Here is a 19,291-nt window from a genome sequence, read left to right on the forward strand (position 1 = left end):
GTCAGTCATAGGTCGCCTCCGCGGTCCAGGCGTCGCCATCGCACACGAGCAGCCATGCGCCTCCGTCGGCGTCGACGACCTGGAACCGGTACGCACGGCGCGAGCGCGCGGCATCCCATCCCCGCTCCACCACCGGCCACGGACCCGCCCACGCCTCGATCGGACGCCGGCGCCCGCTCTCGATGAAGAACGCGGGCACGGCGGCGACATTGCCCCGGTCATCGACGTCGACGAGCTCGCCGCCCAGCGCCCGCACGTCGACCGGCACCGGATCGGCGAACACCGTCGACGGCAGCGGCTCGGGAAGGCTCCCCGGCCACGGCCGCGCGCGCTGCGCCGCGAGTCCGCCCCCGCTCTTCGCCTGCCGATCGCGCTCGTCGCGGTCGCCCCACGGGACGAGCACCTGTCGTTCCGCGAGCCACCTCCCGCCGCCGATCGCAGGGGTCACGACGCCGCGGTGCCCGAGCATCGCCTGCACCCGCGACAGCGCGTGGTGCACCCTCTCTTCGGGGCCGCCGCCGAACAGCGCGGGGGCATGGTGGGATGCCGCGTCGACCGCCTCCGGTGAGATCCGCACGAGCGTGACCCCGCTGCGGAGCCCGGCTGCCGGATCACCGGCGCCGACGTCCTCCGCGAGCTGCCAGCGCACACGGTCGACGACCGCCGCCGCGTCGAACGAGCCGGGATGAAGCCACACCCGTTCGCTGCGCTCCCCGCGATCCCCGACGAGCTCGACGCGCAGCTCGGTGCACACGAGGTCGACCGCGCCGAGCCCTGCGACGAAGTCGTCGGCGGTGACGCGCATCGCGAACGCGACCTGATCGGCGATCTCGAGGGGCGGCTCGAACGCGATCTCGCGCTCCAGCTCGGGCGGCGGCGTGCGGGGCTGCACGGGCCGGGAGTCGCGCCCGGCGGCGAGCGCATGGAACCGGACGCCCCGTTCACCGAACCGCTCGCGCACCCTGTCGGCCTCCATCGCGGCGAACCCGCCGAGGGTCTGCACGCCCAGCCGCGCGAGCAGACCCACCAGATCGGTCGCCGCCGTGACCTCCTCCGCCCGGCCCCCGAGCATCGCCGACGCGTCGAGCACCGAGATCGGCAGCGGTGCGAGGAAACCGGCCGCACCGCCGGCGGGCACGACGAAGACCGGGTCGTCGGCGCTCGTGCCGCCCCTGGCCGCCTGCTCCGCCGTGAACGGCCCGTCGGCGACGCCGGCCCGCACGTCGTCGAGCCCGGCTTCGCGCAGCACGCCGATCAGCACGCGGGCCGCCTCGATCTCACCGCCGTAGTAGCGCGCCGGGCCACGGATGCGCAGCGCGCACAGTCCCGGCCTCACCAGCTGCACACCCGGCGCGCTCTCCTCGATCAGCGACACGATCGACGCGAAGGCGCGGTGATCGCGCGCGGCATCCGCGTTCACCAGGACCAGTCCGGGACAGCGCGCCTGCGCATCGCGCCGCCGCATCCCCCGGCGCACCCCCTCCCCGCGCGCATCGACTGAGCACGCGACGATGAGATTGCGCTCCACCACGGCGATCGGATGCCGCCTCCCCTCGCCCCGGTGCGGACGGTCGTCGCCCGGGCGTTCGCCCGCCGCAGTCATCACCGCTTCGGGGGCACCGCCCGAGGAGCCCGGGCGCCCTGCGCCTGCGCCCGCCTCCCGTTCGAGCGCCGTCACAGGCCAATCGGGGAACCACAGCACGAGGCTCCGGACCGGTGTTCCGGGCGTCATGTCACCCCACCGCCCTCGCCTCGAGCGGATAGGACTCCGGTGCTGCGACCGCGTGCAGTCTCTCGACCGGACGCATGCGCTCGGGCGCGACGGAGACGTGCCCGGCGGCATCCGGAAGCAGGACACGCGTCCGGCGCGACCGCGGCCATCGTCGGCTCGACGAGGTCAGCGTGACCTCCCGGCCGGAGAGGTACCCGTGCCCCCGGCCCACGCCCTCCCATGCCGGCTCACCCACCTCGATCACGGCTTCGGCCTGCGGCCACGGCCCCTGCACGAGCAGCACGGCGCCGCGATCGCGCAGTCGCGCCGCGAGGCGCGCCACCTCGCCGTCGGCGGCACGCCCGGACGGCCGCACCGCGACCACCGGCAGCACTTCGGCGACGGTCGCGGTGACGGCGAGCCATCGCGCACCGGGATCGGGGATGAGGACGAGCCGCGACAGATCCACCCCCAGCCCCTCCGCCGCCTCGGCGCCGAGACGCGGCATGCCGATCACGCCGCACCACGACCCGGACTGCGACGGCTGGGCGAGCAGCGCCAGCAGTACCGACGTCGAGCGCGGCAGGCAGTAGGCGGATCCGGGCCGCAGTCCCCCGCCGGGCAGCAGCGAGGCGAGGGCGGGATGCACCGGCAGTACGGGGGCATCGAGGCGCCGGCCCTGCACTCGCTCGAGCTGGGCGCGCAGGCGTGCCACGGTGCCCGTCGATCCGCCAGGCGATGCGAGACCGGCGGGATCTGGCGCCGTCGGCTCGTGCTCGACGGGCTCGTGCACATGCTGTGCGGTGAGCTGCACGATCGCCCCCATTTCCACAGGCTAGAACAGATGTTCTAACTTCTCAACCGGTAGGGAACGAGAGTACCTCCTGCTTCCGACACTTTTGTTCGACCCCGCGCCGCCGTGTAGCCTCTGGCCATGAGCGAGCGACGGATCCCCAAGCCGGCCTACGAGCGGGAGCTGCGCCGACTTCAGGCCCAGCTCGTCGACATGCAGGCCTGGGTCCAGGCGACCGGCGCCCGCATCGTGGTGATCTTCGAAGGGCGCGATGCGGCGGGCAAGGGGTCGACGATCAAGCGCGTGTCGGAGTACCTGAACCCCCGCGTCACGCGCATCGTGGCCCTGCCCACCCCGACCGAGCGCGAGCGCACCCAGTGGTACTTCCAGCGATACGTCCCGCACCTTCCCGCCGCGGGCGAGATCGTGCTGATGGACCGATCCTGGTACAACCGGGCGGGCGTCGAGTACGTCATGGGCTACTGCACCAACGCCGAGTACCACCGGTTCCTCCACCAGGCGCCGATCTTCGAGCGGATGCTCGTCGAAGACGGCATCCTGCTGCTGAAGTACTGGTTCAGCGTCTCACCGGACGAGCAGGAGGCGCGCTTCCGGTCGCGGGCCGACGACCCGATGCGCCGCTGGAAGCTGAGCTCCAACGACGTGCTGTCGATCACGAAGTGGGAGGACTACTCCCGCGCGAAGGACAGCATGTTCGTGCACACCGACATCCCCGAGGCCCCCTGGCACGAGGTGCCCTCGGTCGACAAGCGTCGCAGCCGCATCAACATGATCTCCCACCTGCTCTCGCGGATCCCCTACGACGTCGTCGACCGCGAAGAGGTCGTGATCCCGCCGCGTCCGCCGTCGCGCGGCTACGAACGCCCGCCGAGGAACCTCGAGAACTACGTGCCCGACGTCGCGTCCAGGCTTCTCGGCACGCGCGACAGCTGACGGACGCCGCCCTCGGCGCGACGAGCCGGACGCGCTGCGCCCACCACGATCCCGGCGAGGACGAGCGCGATGCCGACCGCCTGAGGCACACCGAACGCCTCCCCGGCGACGATGACGCCGAGCACCACGCCGGTGACCGGATTGAGCAGCCCGATCACGCCGACGACCCCCGGTGACAGGCGCCGCAGTCCCGCGAACCACGCCGCGTACGCGAGCGCGGTGGCGACGAGCGCCAGGTAGGCGAACCCCAGGGCGGACGACACGGTCAGCACCGGCGGAGCGCCCTCGACCAGCACCGCGACCGGCATCAGCACGATGGCGCCTCCGACCAGCTGCCATGCCGCCATCGGCAGCGCAGGCACATCGGCGCCCCAGCGCGAGGTCAGCACGAACCCGAGCGAGGACGCCACCATCGCCCCCACGGAGGCGACGACGCCCCACGGATCCGCCCCCGCCGCATCGAAGCCCAGCATCACGCCCACCCCGACGAGCCCGACCCCGGCCCCCGCCACGGCCGCGAGCCGCGGCCTGCGTCGCAGCAGCACCCACGCGAACAGCAGCATGCACGCCGCGGATGCCGACATCAGCGTCGCGGCGAGACCCGACGTCAGGCGCTGGCCGGCGATGTAGACGAGCACGAAGAAGCCTCCGACATTGAGGGTTCCCAGCACGAGCGAGCGCCACCACCAGGATCCGCGCGGAAGCCGGCGGGCGATCAGCAGCACGATGATGCCGGCCGGAAGCGCCCGCAGCACCCCTCCCCACAGCGGCGCCTCGGCCGGGAGCAGGGCATGCGTGACCACGTACCCGCTCCCCCATGCGATCGGAGCGATCGCCGTGAGGGCGATCCATACCCACCGTTTATCTTCCATGGAAGACACTTTATCTTACTGGGAAGATAAAGTGGACCCATGGCCGAAGACCGTCTCCCCGACGACGCGCTCGACCGCGTCGCACAGATCCAGCGCGAGTGGCGGCGCGAGCGGCCCGACCTCGATCCCTCCCCTCAGGGCGTCATCGGCCGGCTGCACCTGGTGGCCCTCGAGCTGACCGAGCGACTGGTCGACGTCTATGGCCGGTTCGGTCTCAGCGAGGGCGAGTTCGACGTGCTCGCCACGCTCCGTCGGGCCGGCACGCCGTACGAGCGGCCGGCGGGCGAGCTCGCCGACCACACGCTCGTCACCACGGGCGGGCTCACCAAGCGCGTCGACCGGCTGGAGGCGCGGGGTCTGGTCGAGCGCCGGACCGAGGCATCCGACGCACGAAAGCGCCTCGTGCGACTCACGCCGGAGGGCCGCCGGCTCATCGATCAGGCGATCGCCGCCCACCTCGAGAACGAGCATCGCATCGTCGACGAGCTGGGGAGAGCGGATGCCGCGACCCTCGAGCGCATCCTCACGCGCTGGCTGCGCATCTTCGACGGGCGCTGAACCGGCTTCGAGGGGAAATCAGGCCGCGAGCGCCAGATACGGCTCCCACCGCGGGTCCGTGCGCTCGGTGCCCCGAACGGTCCACTGCGCGCCGCGAGGCGGGCGCGGCGTGAAGCGGAGCTGCCAGTCCATCTCCTGCGGCGTGCGGTCGCCCTTGACGTTGTTGCAGCGCAGGCAGCACGCGACGAGGTTCTCCCACGAGTCCGCGCCGCTGCGCGAACGCGGCAGCACGTGGTCGATGGTCGACGCGGCCTTGCCGCAGTACGCGCAGCGGTGGTTGTCGCGACGGAGCACCCCGCGACGCGTGACCGGCACGTGCCGACCGCCCGGCACGCGCACGTAGCGGGTCAGGATGATGACCGCCGGGCGTTCGTACGCACGTCTGGTCCCCCACACCGGATCGGTCTCGGTGTGTTCCACCACGGTGGCCTTCTCGTTCATCACGAGCACCAGCGCCCGTTTGAACGACACGACAGCGAGCGGCTCATAGCCCGCGTTCAGCACCAGAGTGCGCATTGATCATCCTCTCGAATGGCCGGGACGGCTTCTCGGTATTCGACATGCGACGATCAAGGGCGCAGGGGCATGAAAAAAGGCGCTGTCTTATAGACAGCGCCTTGGAACCACGGCAATGCCGCGGCATCCGCTCGTGCAATGCCGAAGGACGAGGCGTCCGAGCGCATCCATGGTGCGGATGCGTGGTGTGCAGCCCATCGGCTCCCTCCGCTCTCTCAGCGTCGGGACTCAGGCTAACGCACTGGGCAGACACCGGGGCCGCAGCGGTGTGAACGACCCGTGGCGTGTCGAAGAACGGATGCCTCCACCCGGCCGGGTGGAGGCATCCGTTCCGCTGTGATGCAGGAGCCGGTCCGACGTCCGCGACGGGCTCGGGGTTTCGGGCTCAGCCGGCGTTGGACTGCAGCCACGCCCAGGGATCGACGACAGAGCCGTTGATGTGGACCTCGAAGTGCAGGTGGCAGGCGGTGGAGCTACCCGTGCTGCCGACGAACCCGATGAGCTGTCCGGCCGAGACGGTCTGACCGACCGAGACCTGCCGGCTGCCGTAGGTCATGTGGCCGTACAGCGTGTTGACGCGCTGACCGCCGATGACGTGGTCGATGGTGACGCCGACGCCGTAGCCGCCGTAGCTCTCCTGCGAGACCTTGACGACACCGGCCGCCGCCGCATAGAGGGGCGTGCCGCACGAGGCGAGGAGGTCGACACCCTGGTGGTACCCGGAGTCCCACAGGCCGCGGCCCTTGGTGAAGTTGAGGATCGGCCAACGCACCTCGCCGTTGCCCGGCGACGTCATGGCGATGTTGACCGGGGCTGAGCTCCGAGACGCGGCAGCGGCGGCAGCGGCGGCAGCAGCAGCGGCGGCTCGCGCGCGCTCGGCGGCGGCCTCTTCGGCCTTCTTCTTCTCGATCTCCTCCGCGGTCGTGGCCGCGTAGCTCTCGCGAGTCAGCTCCGACGCGTTGGCGTCGGACGCGGCGACGAACGTCTGGGCGTCGTCGACGGCCATCTGCTGGACCGTCACGGGCGCCTCATCGGTCTTCGCGGCACCCGCGGCGAAGGCCGGCAGAGCGACCGTGGCGACCAGTCCGCCGACCATGCTGAGGACCACGAGGCTCCGCAACGGCTTCGCCACGCGGCTCGGCCCCTTCTTCGGCGGCACGGCGCGTGCGACGCCACGGGGCGTCGAGCTCGAGGTCGCGGGCACGGTGGATCGGGGTCGCTGAGCGGGGGTCCGGCGATCGCGCGCGCGGCGGCTCAGGCGCGCCGCGTCGTTCTCGGGTCCGTTCGCGGGCGACTCGATATGTTCAGCCAAGCTTGTCCTCCGGCGCCTCCGCGCCCTGGGGCGCCTGGCTCGTCAGCACTCGATGTCGGGGCACGATGTGCGGGCTTCACCACATGTGGACGACGAGCCGGAGAGGCAATCCACGTGGGGTCCGGTCGGCGGGCTTCTCGCCTGTGGACTGTTCGAGGCTACCCGAAGGTCACGATTCTGTCACGCTGTGCGACTGGCAATTCTCTGGACGGCTCGTCGACGGATGCCTCGATCCCCGGCCGGGCGCGGCTTCACACGGCCACACAGGGCCCCACCGCCGGGGCCCTGGCGGGCGAGCGCTATCCGGTCAACGAGTCTCGTCGACGAGGAAGATGTGGGAGGCGACCTCGACGGGAAGCTCGAGGCCCTCGTCGCTGCCCTGCATCTGCACGAGCACGTAGCCCTCGCTGTAGCGGTAGTCGCCGACGGCGCCGGGCACGACGCCCGCGCCCTTGAGCTGCTGCAGCAGCTCGGGGTCGACCTGGGCCGGCTCGGCGAGGCGGCGGACCGTTCCCGTGATCGGCTCGCCGGCGTCGTTCAGCCTGCGGACGAGCCCCACGACGCCCTGTTCGAACCCGCTCGTCGGCATGTCGCCGAGCTGGTCCAGCCCCGGGATCGGGTTGCCGTAGGGCGACTCGGTGGGGTGTCCGAGCAGCTCGACGAGGCGACGCTCGACCTGCTCGCTCATGACATGCTCCCAGCGGCATGCCTCTTCGTGCACGTACGCCCAGTCGAGGCCGATCACGTCGGAGAGCAGGCGCTCGGCCAGCCGGTGCTTGCGCATGACGTCGACGGCCTTCTGCCGGCCGGCGTCGGTGAGCTCGAGGGTGCGGTCGTCCGAGACGACGACGAGCCCGTCGCGCTCCATGCGCCCGATCGTCTGCGACACCGTGGGACCCGAGTGTCCGAGACGCTCCGAGATGCGCGCGCGCAGCGGCACGATGTTCTCCTCTTCGAGCTCGAGGATCGTACGCAGGTACATCTCAGTGGTGTCGATCAGGTCGGTCATGTCGCGGCATCCTCGATGTCTGGAGTGTAAGGACAGCCTATCTTCTGGCGTGGTCACCAAGGCGGGGCCGGAGCGGAGCCGGCGGCCGGCGGGCGCCTTCGGCGGCGGCCGGCGGCCAGCGGGCGCCTTCGGCGGCGGCCGGCGGGCGCCTTCGGCGCTCTGCCTGGCCTCGGGGCTCTCAACAGGTCAACCGCGCTTCCACAGGAGGTTGGAAGGATTCAACCTCCTGTCGAAGGCCGGTTGACCTGTTGCACAGAGTCGGCGGAGGGCGACGAGCAACCGGGGACCGACCAACTGCGACCGGCGACGCGGAGAATCAGCGCGGTCGGTCGAGGCCCTGCGCGATTGCTCGCATGATGAGTTCCTGCACCTCGTGCCAGCGGTCGATGATCTGGGCATAGGTCACCCGAATCACGTGGTACCCCAGCAGGGTGAGCGCCGCGTCGTGCGCGACGTCTTGGGCGCGCTGGAGTCCCACGTGGTGCCCGCCGTCGATCTGGACCACGAGCCGCTCTCCGATCAGGAAGTCGACACGATGCTCGAGTATCCAGATCTGCGCCCGGATCGGAAGCCGCAGCCACTTCAGTCGGATCGCGAAGATCGTCTCGAGTCCGGAATCCGAGAACGGGGTCGCGGCGTCGAGCACCCGCCGGGCGGCCGGTCGCAGCGGCAGGCGGGCGAGCTCCATCGTGGTGACCAGTCCACGATTGAGCGCTGAGTCCCACACTGCCAACGCCGCCTCGTACGGCTGGCATCCCGCGACGATCACGAGCGCGTTCAGGATGCCGTCCTCCAAGGCACCGGGCTCACGCGGCTGGACCGGAACCGACCAATGCACCTTCGTCATCGGATTCTGCAGACTCAGTCGGGAGGCGGACGGGGGCGCGCCGACGTGCGGCGCCTCGTCGGTGAGCACCCACAGCCCCAGCCTCTTCGCCCGGGTGACGCAGGTCAGCACGACGCCGGCCCTCGCCGCGGCCACGAGGTAGGGGTCGGCATCGACCCCCGCGACCCAACCGCGGCGAGGAACGGTGAGGATGCCTTCCGCGACCGCGCCGGCAACCGTCAGGCGACTGAATCCTTCGTCGAGAAGCGCCCGCACGCGTGCGACGCCGCCCTGACGGGTCACCGCGTCGATCAGTCCGGTCATCTTGGAACAATCGCGGGCCGCGCGACCCGTGGGTCACGTCTCCTGGGCCGTGGTGAACAACTCGTGCGCGCGGCATCCGCTCGCTCTCCTGTGGAGGAGGCGCCCGACAGGTCAACCGCGCCTCTACAGGACGCTGGAAGGTTCGAACCTCCTGTAGAAGCCCGGCTGACCTGTTGGCGACGGATGCCGCGCCGCAGCGCGGTGCGCGACGCCACGCCGCAGCGCGGTGCGCGACGCCGCGGCCAGCCTGGCGACAACGAGCTGATCCCGGCATCGGTCCGCCCTCCTGTGGAGGAGGCGCCCGACAGGTCAACCGCGCCTCTGCAGGACGCTGGAAGGTTCCAACCTCCTGTGGAAGCCCGGTTGACCTGTTGGCGACGGATGCCGCGACCCGCGGTCGCACCCCCTGTCGGGCACCCCCGCGCAGGCCCGCGCGCGTCACGGGCTGTCACGGGGGCGAGGCCGGCGGCCGGCGCCTCTCTAGAATCGACGCATGTCCCACGTGCTGCTTCCCCGCGAGATCCTGCCCGCCGACGGACGCTTCGGGTGCGGCCCGTCGAAGATCGCGCCCGCGCATCTTGAGGCGCTGGCAGGACCGGGTTCCGCGCTGCTGGGCACGTCGCACCGCCAGGCGCCCGTCAAGAACCTGGTGGGCCAGGTGCGCGCCGAGCTGAACCAGCTGTTCCGCCTGCCGAACGGGTACGAGGTGATCCTCGGCAACGGCGGCTCGACCGCGTTCTGGGATGCCGCGGCCTTCGGCCTCATCGAGAAGCGCAGCCAGAACCTCGTGTTCGGCGAGTTCGGCGGCAAGTTCGCCGCCGCGGCGAAGACGCCGTGGCTCGAGGCTCCCGACGTCCGCAAGGCCGAGCCGGGCACCAGCACGGTTGCCGAAGCCGTCGAGGGCGTCGACGTCTACGCCTGGCCGCACAACGAGACCTCCACCGGCGTCTCGACCGCGGTCACGCGCGTGCACGGCGACGAGGGCGCCCTCACCGTCATCGATGCGACCAGTGCGGCGGGCGGCATCGACTTCTCGGTGCACGAGGCCGACGTCTACTACTTCGCACCCCAGAAGAACCTCGGCTCCGACGGCGGCCTGTGGTTCGCGCTGGTCTCGCCGGCGGCGATCGATCGCATCGAGCGCATCGCAGCGTCGGGTCGCTACATCCCCGAGTTCCTGAGCCTCAAGAACGCCCTCGACAACTCGCGCCTCAACCAGACCCTCAACACCCCGGCGCTCGCGACGCTGTTCCTCCTCGACAAGCAGCTCGACTGGATCCTCTCGTCGGGTGGCCTGCAGTGGGCCGACACCCGCACGCGCGAGTCGTCGCAGGCGCTCTACGACTGGGCCGAGGCATCCGCCTACGCGACGCCCTTCGTCGCCGACCCCGCGGACCGTTCACCGGTCGTCGTGACGATCGACTTCGACGAGTCGGTGGATGCCGCGGCCGTGGCCAAGAGCCTCCGCGCGAACGGCATCGTCGACACCGAGCCGTACCGCAAGCTCGGCCGCAATCAGCTGCGCGTGGCGACGTTCGTGTCGATCGAGCCCGACGACGTGCGTCAGCTCATCCGCTGCATCGACTACACGGTCGAGCGACTGGGCTGATCCGCTTCTTCTTCGTCGGCCCTGTCCACCAGAGGTGACGGGGCCGGCGACAGCACCGCGGAGACGATCGCCTCGATCGCGAACTCCGACGCGCGCGCCAGGTCGACGGCGTCGGGGTCGAGCAGCCACTGCACCTGGAGCCCGTCCATCACGGCGAGGATGGCCGCCGAGGCCACGTCGACGGTGTCGGGAGCGGTGACGCCCCGCTCGGCGCAGACGACCGCGAAGGCGTGCGCGACCTCCGCGCGCAGCGTGCGATAGCGCTTCTCGAAGAATTCGCGACCCGGGTGGTCGTCGGTCACCGACTCGGCCGAGAGCACGACGTAGGCCTGCACGATGCCCGCGCGGTGGGCGTTGACGAACGCCGTGCGCACAAGATGGCGGAACAGGGGCATTCCGTCGGGGATGTGCTGTTCCTCGAGGTCGGCGACGTCGGTCTCGTCACGGTGCTGCAGCACTTCGAGCAGCAGCTCGTGCTTCGAGCCGAAGTGATGGAGGATCCCCGCGTGGGTCATGCCGACCTGGTCGGCGATCTCCTGGAGCGTGCCTCCGCTGAAACCCTTGCTGCCGAAGATCTCGACCGCGGCGTCGAGGATGTCGCGCCTGCGGGCGAGGGTCTCGGGTCGCGAACGCGGCTGCCGGCGCGGTGCGGCCATGGGTCGGCACCCCCTTCTTCGCCGGTGCGTCGGATCGGTTCTTGCCGGCGACTGCGAGTCTACGCACGCCCTGCCCGCGCGTTCTGGTGCACCGTGGTTGCAAAAGTTACTTACTTGATTGTAAGTTAATCCGGCAATCACCCCGACGGCGCCGTCACTGCAGGAGACACGACGTCGTGCTCACACATCAAGGAGAAGCAATGAGGCTCAGAACAACGCTCGCCGCCGCCGGTGTCGCCGCGGCGCTGGTGCTCACCGGCTGCGCCGGCGGCGGCGGCGACGACGCGGACTCCGGCGGAGCGGCGCTCACCATCGCCAAGCCCGACGGCGCGATCACCACCGAGTCGAACAACCCCTACCTGGGCGACTCATCCGCCTCGAAGTACGGCTACGGCAAGGTCATCTTCGAGTCCCTCGCCCTCGTGAACCCGACCGGCGACCTCGGAACCACGCCCTGGCTCGCCGAATCCGTGGAATGGAACGACGACTACACGCAGCTCACCGTCGTCGCGCGCAGCGGCGTGACCTGGAGCGACGGCGAGGACTTCACGGCCGACGACATCGCGTTCTCGTTCAACCAGGTGCTCGACGGCAAGCTCAACGACACCAACGCGCTCGACCTCGAGAACGTCGCCGTCGACGGCGACACCGTCACCATCGACTTCAACAGCTCGAAGTACACCCAGCAGGCGCGCGTGCTGCACTTCCAGATCGTGCCCGAGCACATCTGGCGGGACATCGACGACCCGAACACCGACCCGGTCACCGGCGAGGGCCAGGCCGTCGGCACCGGTCCGTACGTGCTCGACTCGTGGACCACCGAGTCCGTCACCCTCACGGCGAACCCCGACTACTGGGGCGGGGAGCTGGCAGTGCCCGAGCTGCACTACGTCTCCTACGGTGACAACGCTGCCCTGACGACCGCGCTCGCGACCGGCGAGGCGGACTGGGCGCAGGCGTTCATCCCGCAGATCCAGGAGAGCTACCTGTCGGCCGATCCCGACAACAAGTTCCTCGTCTCGCCCACGGCGGGCGCGGGCACGCTGTTCATGAACCTGCAGACCAAGCCCTTCAACGACCCCGCGCTCCGCCAGGCACTCGCGTGGACGATCGATCGTCAGGCTTACGTCGACATCGCCCGTGAAGGCGCGAGCGAGGCGGTCTGGAGCGTCACCGGTCTCGGCGCCCTGCTCCAGGACGAGGTCATCCCCGAATACGCCGGCCAGGAGTACTCGGTCGACGTCGACAAGGCCCGTCAGATCCTGACCGACGCCGGCTACACCTGGCAGGGCGAGACGCTCATCGACCCGGACGGCGAGGCCGTGTCGTTCTCGATCTCGGTCCCGGCCGGCTGGAGCGACTGGAACACCGAGCAGGCGCTGATCGCCGAGGAGCTCAAGGAGGGCCTCGGCATCGAGGTCAAGGTCGACCAGCCGGACTGGGGCGGCTGGGACGCCGCGCGCCAGGAGGGCACCTTCCAGGCGATCATCCACTGGCTCGAAGACACCGGCAACGCGTATGGCCTGTACACCTCGACGATGGACCCGAAGTGGATCGTCGACGGCAAGGCGGCGTTCAACTTCGGCCGCTTCGACGACCCGGCGGTCACCGACGCGCTGAACACCTACGCGAACGCCTCGTCGGACGCGGACCGTGACGCCGCGCTCGCGGTGATGCAGACGGCGTTCGTCGAGAACGTGCCGGCCATCCCGCTTGGAGCGCACCCGCTCCTCGGCGAGTTCAACACGCGCAACTACGTCGGCTGGCCCTCGGAGGAGGACCAGTACGCCTCGGCAGACCCGACGCAGCCCGCGATCGTGCAGATCCTCACCGAGCTGCAGCCCGCCGACTGACACTCCGCGGGCGGGACGGATGCTGCGGCATCCGTCCCGCCCGTCGGAACCGCTGCCTCGGCATCCGCCCCGCCCGCACGTCGGCCTCCACGAAAGCGAACCAGCACCGATGAGAGACCCGCTGCTCTCCGTCCACGACTTCTCGATCGTCTACGACGTCGATCCCCCCGTGAAAGCGGTCAAGAACGTCTCCCTCGAGCTCCAGCGCGGCGAGATCCTCGGACTCGCCGGCGAAAGCGGGTGCGGCAAGACCACCCTCGCCTACGGCATCCAGCGCCTCCTCAAGCCCCCGGCGGTCATCACCGGCGGGTCCGTCACCTTCCACGACGCGAACGGCGAGGACGTCGACATCAATGGACTCGAGGCCGAGGAGATGCGCCGCTTCCGCTGGGACAAGATCTCGATGGTCTTCCAGGGCGCGATGAACTCGCTGAACCCGGTGGCCACCATCGGCTCCCAGCTCGAGGACGTCTTCGAGGTCCACCGTCCGAGCTTCACCCGCTCGCAGCGGCGCGACGCGGCCATCGAGCTTCTCGACATCGTGAAGGTCGGCGCGCAGCGCTACCGCTCGTACCCGCACGAACTGTCGGGCGGCATGCGCCAGCGCGTCATGATCGCCATGGCGCTTGCGCTGCGCCCGCAGCTGATGGTGATGGACGAGCCGACGACGGCACTGGACGTGCTCGTGCAGCGCGAGATCCTGCGCCAGATCTCCCACCTGCGCCACGAGTTCGGCTTCTCGGTCATCTTCATCACCCACGACCTGCCGCTGCTGCTCGAGATCAGCGACCGCATCGCGATCATGCGCGAGGGACAGATCGTCGAGCTCGACGCCGCGGAGCGAGTCTGGACCGATCCGCAGGACGAGTACACCCGGACGCTGCTCGCCTCGTTCCCCCGACTCACCGGAGAGAGAGGGGTGGTCCACCGATGACCGTCCTCGAATTCGACGCCGTCACCAAGGTGTACTCCGTGCGCGGCGCCGGGCAGATCAAGGCGCTCGACGACGTGAGCTTCACGCTCCGCTCCGGCCAGACGATCGGGCTCGTCGGCCAGTCCGGCAGCGGCAAGTCGACGATCGCGAAGATCCTCACCCAGCTCGAGACGCCCACGAGCGGCGAGGTCCGCTTCGACGGTGCGCCCATCCCCCGTCGCGGCAAGGGACTGCGCGCCTACCGGCAGCAGCTGCGCATGGTCTTCCAGGATCCGTTCGCGTCACTGAACCCGTATCACACCATCCGCTACGCCATCCAGCGGCCGCTGCAGCTCGACCGCGTCGTGCCGAAGGACCGACTGGACGACGAGGTGCGCCGCCTCCTCGGACGCGTCCGCCTCGACGCCGACGCCGTCATCGACCGCCGGCCGCACGAGCTCTCGGGAGGGCAGCGCCAGCGCGTCGCGATCGCCCGCGCGCTCGCCTCCCGCCCGAAGCTGCTCGTGGCCGACGAACCGGTCTCGATGCTCGACGTCTCGATCCGCCTGGGGGTGCTGAACCTGCTCGCCGATCTGCAGCGCGAGCATGGGCTGGGGGTGCTCTACATCACGCACGACCTGGCCACCGCCCGGCACTTCAGCGACGAGGTCCTCGTGCTCAACCAAGGGCGCGTCGTCGAGCGCGGCCCCGCGGACGACGTGATCCTGCGTCCTCAGAACCCGTACACCCAGGAGCTGCGCGCGGCATCCCCCGATCCCGACACCTACTTCGCGCACGCAGCCGGCATTCTCGGAGGTGAGAGATGAGCGCCCTCGCCCCTCAGCTGCCGTCCCCGGACTTCGACGCGATCGAGGCGGGCACGACCGCGACAAGCGTCGTCAAGGGCCGCGCCCGCGTCCCCTGGCGCTTCCTCGGCAACCGCGCCCTGTTCTACCTGTTCACGCTCTGGGCGGCCATCACCATCAACTTCTTCCTGCCGCGCCTGATGAAGGGCGACGCGGTGAGCGCGTATCTCGCGCGCAACCGCAACGTCACGCCGGAGGCGGCTGAGGCTCTGCGCACCCTGCTCGGGATGGATGCCGACACCTCGCTCTGGCAGCAGTACGTCGATTACTGGGGCCTCCTCCTGCGCGGCGATCTCGGCATCTCGCTGCTGCACGGCATGCGGCCGGTGACCGAGGTGGTCGGCCAGTCACTGATCTGGACGGTCGGCCTCGTCGGCTTCGCGACGCTCCTCGCATTCGCGATCGGCACCATCGGCGGCGCGATCGTCGGCTGGCGCCGGGGCAGCAGACTCGATGTCCTCATCCCCATCACCACCTTCTTCAGCACCATCCCGTACTTCTGGCTGGGGCTGCTCGCGATCTCGGTCTTCTCGGTCGCGCTCGGGTGGTTCCCGATCGGCAAGGCCTACGGCGTCGGCGTGGCGCCCGAGTGGTCGTGGGAGTTCATCGGCGACGTGATACATCACGGCTTCCTCCCCGCGGGGACGATCGTCATCGCCTCGCTCGGCGGCTGGATGCTGGGCATGCGGAACATGATGCTCACGGTGCTCGACGAGGACTACGTCACCGTCGCGCAGGCCAAGGGCATGCCCAACGACCGGGTGCTCTGGCGCTACGCCGCCCGCAACGCCGTGCTCCCTCAGATCCAGAGCTTCGCGCTGGCGCTCGGCTTCATCGTCGGCGGCACGATCGTGATGGAAGTGGTGTTCAGCTACCCCGGCATCGGCAAGCTCCTGCTGGACGCCACCAACGCGAAGGACTACGCCCTGATGCAGGGGGTGTTCCTCGTGATCACGATCTCGGTGCTCCTGGCGAACCTCCTCGCCGACGTCGCCTACGCGTTCCTCGACCCGCGCACGCGCCAGACGGAGGCCTGAGCATGAACACGATCGTCAACGACACGACGGCGCAGCGTCCGGCGCGCACGCCGGCGACCGCCACCGTCCGCAGGCCCGCCCCCGCCCGCAAGGCGCCCGGGAAGCCGACCTTCTGGTCCAGGCTGGGTGCCGCATTCGCGATGTTCCGCAACAGGAAGTCGATCACGGGCCTGTCGATCCTCGGATTCTTCGTGCTCGTCGCGATCTTCGCGGACGTGCTGGCCCCGTACTCCCCCACGAAGGTCGACAACACCGCGCGCTTCCAGCCGCCTTCGGCGGAGCACTGGCTGGGCACGACGCACATCGGCGAGGACGTGCTGAGCCAGGTCATCCACGGCACCCGCGGCGTCATCGTGGTCGGTTTCCTCGCAGCGATCATCGCCACGGTCATCGCGATCGTCGTCGGTGTGCTCTCCGGCTACCTGCGCGGGTGGCGCAGCGAGGGCCTGTCGGCTCTCACGAACGTCTTCCTGGTGATTCCCGGCATCCCGTTGATCATCATCGTGGCGTCGATGTTCGAGGATCCGCCCCTCATCCTCGTCGCGGGAGTGCTCGGCCTCATCGGCTGGGCGTGGGGCGCGCGCGTGCTGCGCGCGCAGACGATGTCGCTGCGCAGCCGGGACTTCGTGCAGGCCGCCCGCGCCAACGGCGAACCCCTCCGGCGGATCATCGCCGTCGAGATGCTCCCGAACCTCATGGCACTGATCGCCGCCAGCTTCGTGGGCACCGTGACGGCCGCGATCATCGGCCTCACGACCCTGTCGTACATCGGGATCATCCCGGTGACGACCTACAACTGGGGCACGATCCTCAACTGGGCGAGCGCGCAGGGGGCCTTCCGCCAGGGCCAGTGGTGGTGGTTCCTGCCTCCGGGTCTGTGCATCGCCGCCATCGGCGTTGCCCTCTCGCTGATCAACTTCGGCATCGACGAGTACGTCAACCCGCGCCTGCGGTCCGCCGGTGAACGCGCCCGTGCCATGAAGAAGAAGGGCATGAACGTCAACGACGCCGTCACGGTCGTGCGAACGAACACGAACACGCAGGAGACCTCGTGACCGCCACCTCACATCACCACGGAGGGCGCCCGGCCTACCTCGACGTCTCCCTTCCGGTCGCCGACCGCATCGCCGACCTCCTCGGTCGCATGACGGTCGAGGAGAAGATCGGGCAGATGCTGCAGCTCGACGCGCGTGACGACCTGGAGGAACAGGTGGTGCGCATGCACGCCGGGTCGATCCTGCACGCCTCCCCCGAGAAGGTGCTGCACGCCCGCGAGCTGACCCTGCAGACGCGCCTGCAGATCCCGCTGCTCGTCGCCGAGGACTGCATCCACGGGCACTCCTTCTGGGAGGGCGCGACGATCTATCCCACCCAGCTCGGCATGGCCGCGTCATGGGATGCCGGCCTCGCCGAGCGCGTCGCGCGCGCGACCGCCGTCGAGGTCTCGGCGACGGGCATCCACTGGACGTTCTCGCCGGTGCTGTGCATCGCCCGCGACCTGCGCTGGGGCCGCGTCGACGAGACGTTCGGCGAGGATCCGTTCCTCATCGGCGAGCTCGCCTCGGCGATGGTGCGCGGCTACCAGGGCGGCGGCCTCGATGATCCGACCGCGATCCTCGCAACGGCGAAGCACTTCGCCGGGTACTCCGAAACGCAGGGCGGCCGTGACGCGAGCGAGGCCGACATCTCGCGCCGCAAGCTCCGGTCATGGTTCCTGCCGCCGTTCGAGCGGGTGGCGAAGGAGGGATGCCGCACCTTCATGCTCGGCTACCAGACCACCGACGGGGTGCCGATCACGGTCAACGACTGGCTGCTGAACGACGTGCTGCGCGGCGAGTGGGGCTACACCGGCACCCTCATCACGGACTGGGACAACGTCGGACGCATGGTGTGGGAGCAGAAGGTGCAGCCCGACTACGCCCACGCCGCCGCGGCCGCCGTGCTCGCGGGCAACGACATGATCATGACGACGCCCGGGTTCTTCCAGGGCGCCCAGGACGCCCTGGCGCAGGGACTCATGACCGAGGAGGCGCTCGACCGGGCTGTCACCCGCATCCTTCTGCTGAAGTTCGAGTTCGGCCTCTTCGAGGATCCGCGCCTTCCTGACCGCGATCGCATCGCGATGGCCGTCGGGTCCGCCGCGCACACGGCGCTCAACCTCGAGGTCGCGCGTCGCTCGCTGGTGCTGCTGCGCAACGACGGCACGCTGCCGCTCGCCGGCGGGCTCACCGCCGATGCATCCGGACGAGCGGTGGCCGCAGCATCCGGTCGCCGTCGTATCGCGGTGGTCGGCCCGCTCGCCGACGACGCGCAGACGCAGCTGGGAGACTGGGCCGGCTCGTCCGGTCAGGTCGACTGGATCCGCGACGGGCACCCGCGCGAGATGATCACGACGGTGCTCGACGGACTGCGCGCGCACGCTCCCGAGGACTGGGAGATCACGCACGCGCAGGGCGCCGGCATCCTCACCCTCGAGGAGGACCCGGCGGGCGCGTTCTTCCCCGACGGACAGCCGCGGCCCCAGGTGGTCGTGCCGAGCGCACCGGACGCGGACCGCATCGCCGAGGCGGTCGCCGCCGCAGAGGCGGCCGACTACGTCGTCGCCGTGGTGGGCGACCGCATCGAGCTCGTCGGCGAAGGCCGGTCGACCGCGACGCTCGAGCTCGTCGGCGGGCAGATCGCCCTGCTCGACGCGCTCGCGGCGACCGGGACGCCCCTCATCGTGGTGCTGCTCGCCTCGAAGCCGCATGTGCTCCCACCGGCGGTGACGGATGCCGCAGCCGTGGTGTGGGCGGCGAACCCCGGCATGCGCGGGGGCCAGGCCGTCGCCGAGCTGCTGCTGGGCCTGATCGAGCCGGGCGGCCGCCTGCCGCTCTCGTTCGCCCGCCATGCCGGCCAACTGCCGATCTACTACAACCAGATCCGCGGCCAGCACGGCGAGCGCTACGCCGACCTGACGCAGAGCCCCGCGTTCGCCTTCGGCGAGGGCCTGTCGTACACGACGGTCGAGTACTCGGGCCTGCGCATCGTCGAATCCCACGTCGGTCGGGGCGACACCGTGCGCGCCTTCGTCGAGCTGCGCAACACGGGCCACCGGCCGGCGCACGAGATCGTCCAGGTCTACGTGCGTGACAGTGTGACCTCGGTCAGCTGGGCCGACAAGGAGCTCAAGGCCTACCGTCACGTCGACGTGCAGCCCGGCGAGACCGCGACGGTCGAGCTGTCGCTGCCCGTCGCGGAGTGCACGATCGTGGATGCCGCGGGCCGGCGCCTTGTCGAAGCCGGCGACTTCGAACTGCTCGTCGGGCCGTCGTCGCGCGATGACGTGCTGCTGAGCGCACGCTTCCACGTCGCCGATGCGGTGGCGCGCCCGGCGGCGCCCGCCGAGCACGCGGTCGATCGCCGCTGAGAGAACGCGAAGGGGTGGATCCCACCGCGCTGCGGGCGGCGGGAGTCCACCCCTTCGTCATGTCTGGAGGAGG

17 protein-coding genes are annotated in these 19,291 nt (G+C 70.3%); 9 read left to right on the forward strand and 8 right to left on the reverse strand.

The window, feature by feature from the left end:
- Nucleotide 1: 1 nt before the first annotated feature.
- Together ACFRAL_RS08880 and ACFRAL_RS08885 are read right to left on the reverse strand one after the other, a co-directional pair.
- The gene (locus ACFRAL_RS08880) at nucleotides 2-1,732 is read right to left on the reverse strand and encodes a DNA polymerase Y family protein (protein ID WP_378881896.1); all 1,731 of its coding nucleotides are present in this window, start codon (nucleotides 1,730-1,732) and stop codon (nucleotides 2-4) included.
- Nucleotide 1,733: 1 nt separating this feature from the next.
- Entirely contained in the window at nucleotides 1,734-2,537 is an 804-nt protein-coding gene (locus tag ACFRAL_RS08885; RefSeq protein WP_378881898.1) for a hypothetical protein, read from the reverse strand.
- 108 nt (nucleotides 2,538-2,645) lie between these two features.
- On the opposite strand from ACFRAL_RS08885, the gene ppk2 reads away from it, so the two are divergent.
- Nucleotides 2,646-3,458 carry a polyphosphate kinase 2 gene (gene ppk2 / locus ACFRAL_RS08890; RefSeq protein WP_336396646.1) on the forward strand — a complete coding sequence of 271 codons (813 nt, stop codon included), beginning with the start codon at nucleotides 2,646-2,648 and terminating at the stop codon, nucleotides 3,456-3,458.
- Here ppk2 and ACFRAL_RS08895 read toward each other — a convergent pair.
- Nucleotides 3,410-4,330 (reverse strand): EamA family transporter, encoded by a 921-nt coding sequence (locus ACFRAL_RS08895; protein ID WP_378881901.1) that lies wholly within the window; start codon nucleotides 4,328-4,330, stop codon nucleotides 3,410-3,412. The two genes, ppk2 and ACFRAL_RS08895, sit on opposite strands and share 49 nt — an antisense overlap.
- Nucleotides 4,331-4,369: 39 nt before the next feature.
- On the opposite strand from ACFRAL_RS08895, the gene ACFRAL_RS08900 reads away from it, so the two are divergent.
- Complete coding sequence (locus ACFRAL_RS08900; protein ID WP_378881903.1) at nucleotides 4,370-4,888, forward strand: MarR family winged helix-turn-helix transcriptional regulator; 519 nt, start codon at nucleotides 4,370-4,372, stop codon at nucleotides 4,886-4,888.
- Nucleotides 4,889-4,906: 18 nt separating this feature from the next.
- Here the strand turns inward: ACFRAL_RS08900 and ACFRAL_RS08905 are convergent, their stop codons facing one another.
- From ACFRAL_RS08905 to ACFRAL_RS08920, 4 genes are all read right to left on the reverse strand, one after another.
- The gene (locus tag ACFRAL_RS08905; RefSeq protein WP_336396649.1) at nucleotides 4,907-5,404 is read right to left on the reverse strand and encodes an HNH endonuclease; all 498 of its coding nucleotides are present in this window, start codon (nucleotides 5,402-5,404) and stop codon (nucleotides 4,907-4,909) included.
- A 385-nt stretch (nucleotides 5,405-5,789) separates the two neighbouring features.
- The gene (locus ACFRAL_RS08910; RefSeq protein WP_378881906.1) at nucleotides 5,790-6,716 is read right to left on the reverse strand and encodes a M23 family metallopeptidase; all 927 of its coding nucleotides are present in this window, start codon (nucleotides 6,714-6,716) and stop codon (nucleotides 5,790-5,792) included.
- A gap of 307 nt (nucleotides 6,717-7,023) precedes the next feature.
- Complete coding sequence (locus ACFRAL_RS08915; protein WP_378881908.1) at nucleotides 7,024-7,725, reverse strand: metal-dependent transcriptional regulator; 702 nt, start codon at nucleotides 7,723-7,725, stop codon at nucleotides 7,024-7,026.
- A gap of 316 nt (nucleotides 7,726-8,041) precedes the next feature.
- Nucleotides 8,042-8,875 (reverse strand): endonuclease domain-containing protein, encoded by an 834-nt coding sequence (locus ACFRAL_RS08920; RefSeq protein WP_378881910.1) that lies wholly within the window; start codon nucleotides 8,873-8,875, stop codon nucleotides 8,042-8,044.
- 493 nt (nucleotides 8,876-9,368) lie between these two features.
- On the opposite strand from ACFRAL_RS08920, the gene serC reads away from it, so the two are divergent.
- The gene (gene serC, locus ACFRAL_RS08925; protein WP_378881913.1) at nucleotides 9,369-10,484 is read left to right on the forward strand and encodes a phosphoserine transaminase; all 1,116 of its coding nucleotides are present in this window, start codon (nucleotides 9,369-9,371) and stop codon (nucleotides 10,482-10,484) included.
- Here serC and ACFRAL_RS08930 read toward each other — a convergent pair.
- Entirely contained in the window at nucleotides 10,460-11,140 is a 681-nt protein-coding gene (locus ACFRAL_RS08930; RefSeq protein WP_378881916.1) for a TetR/AcrR family transcriptional regulator, read from the reverse strand. The genes serC and ACFRAL_RS08930 overlap by 25 nt on opposite strands.
- A gap of 200 nt (nucleotides 11,141-11,340) precedes the next feature.
- On the opposite strand from ACFRAL_RS08930, the gene ACFRAL_RS08935 reads away from it, so the two are divergent.
- The 6 genes from ACFRAL_RS08935 to ACFRAL_RS08960 all read left to right on the forward strand — a co-directional run bounded on the left by ACFRAL_RS08935 (nucleotide 11,341) and on the right by ACFRAL_RS08960 (nucleotide 19,218).
- A complete protein-coding gene (locus tag ACFRAL_RS08935) occupies nucleotides 11,341-12,993 on the forward strand; it encodes an ABC transporter substrate-binding protein (protein WP_378881919.1) in 1,653 nt (550 codons plus the stop codon).
- 109 nt (nucleotides 12,994-13,102) lie between these two features.
- Complete coding sequence (locus ACFRAL_RS08940; protein WP_378881922.1) at nucleotides 13,103-13,927, forward strand: ABC transporter ATP-binding protein; 825 nt, start codon at nucleotides 13,103-13,105, stop codon at nucleotides 13,925-13,927.
- Nucleotides 13,924-14,733, forward strand: a complete 810-nt coding sequence (locus ACFRAL_RS08945) for an ATP-binding cassette domain-containing protein (protein WP_336396657.1) — start codon at nucleotides 13,924-13,926, stop codon at nucleotides 14,731-14,733. Before ACFRAL_RS08940 ends, ACFRAL_RS08945 begins: the two co-directional genes overlap by 4 nt.
- Nucleotides 14,730-15,809, forward strand: coding sequence for an ABC transporter permease (locus ACFRAL_RS08950; RefSeq protein ID WP_336396658.1), 1,080 nt, complete (start codon nucleotides 14,730-14,732; stop codon nucleotides 15,807-15,809). The genes ACFRAL_RS08945 and ACFRAL_RS08950 overlap by 4 nt, the downstream gene beginning before the upstream one ends.
- A 2-nt stretch (nucleotides 15,810-15,811) precedes the next feature.
- Nucleotides 15,812-16,864: an ABC transporter permease gene (locus tag ACFRAL_RS08955; protein ID WP_378881927.1), complete on the forward strand. Its 1,053-nt coding sequence runs from the start codon at nucleotides 15,812-15,814 to the stop codon at nucleotides 16,862-16,864.
- The gene (locus tag ACFRAL_RS08960; protein WP_378881930.1) at nucleotides 16,861-19,218 is read left to right on the forward strand and encodes a glycoside hydrolase family 3 N-terminal domain-containing protein; all 2,358 of its coding nucleotides are present in this window, start codon (nucleotides 16,861-16,863) and stop codon (nucleotides 19,216-19,218) included. Before ACFRAL_RS08955 ends, ACFRAL_RS08960 begins: the two co-directional genes overlap by 4 nt.
- Nucleotides 19,219-19,291: the final 73 nt, after the last annotated feature.

Origin of the sequence: Microbacterium sp. NPDC056736 (genome assembly GCF_042790415.1) — a bacterium.
Lineage (GTDB): Bacteria > Actinomycetota > Actinomycetes > Actinomycetales > Microbacteriaceae > Microbacterium.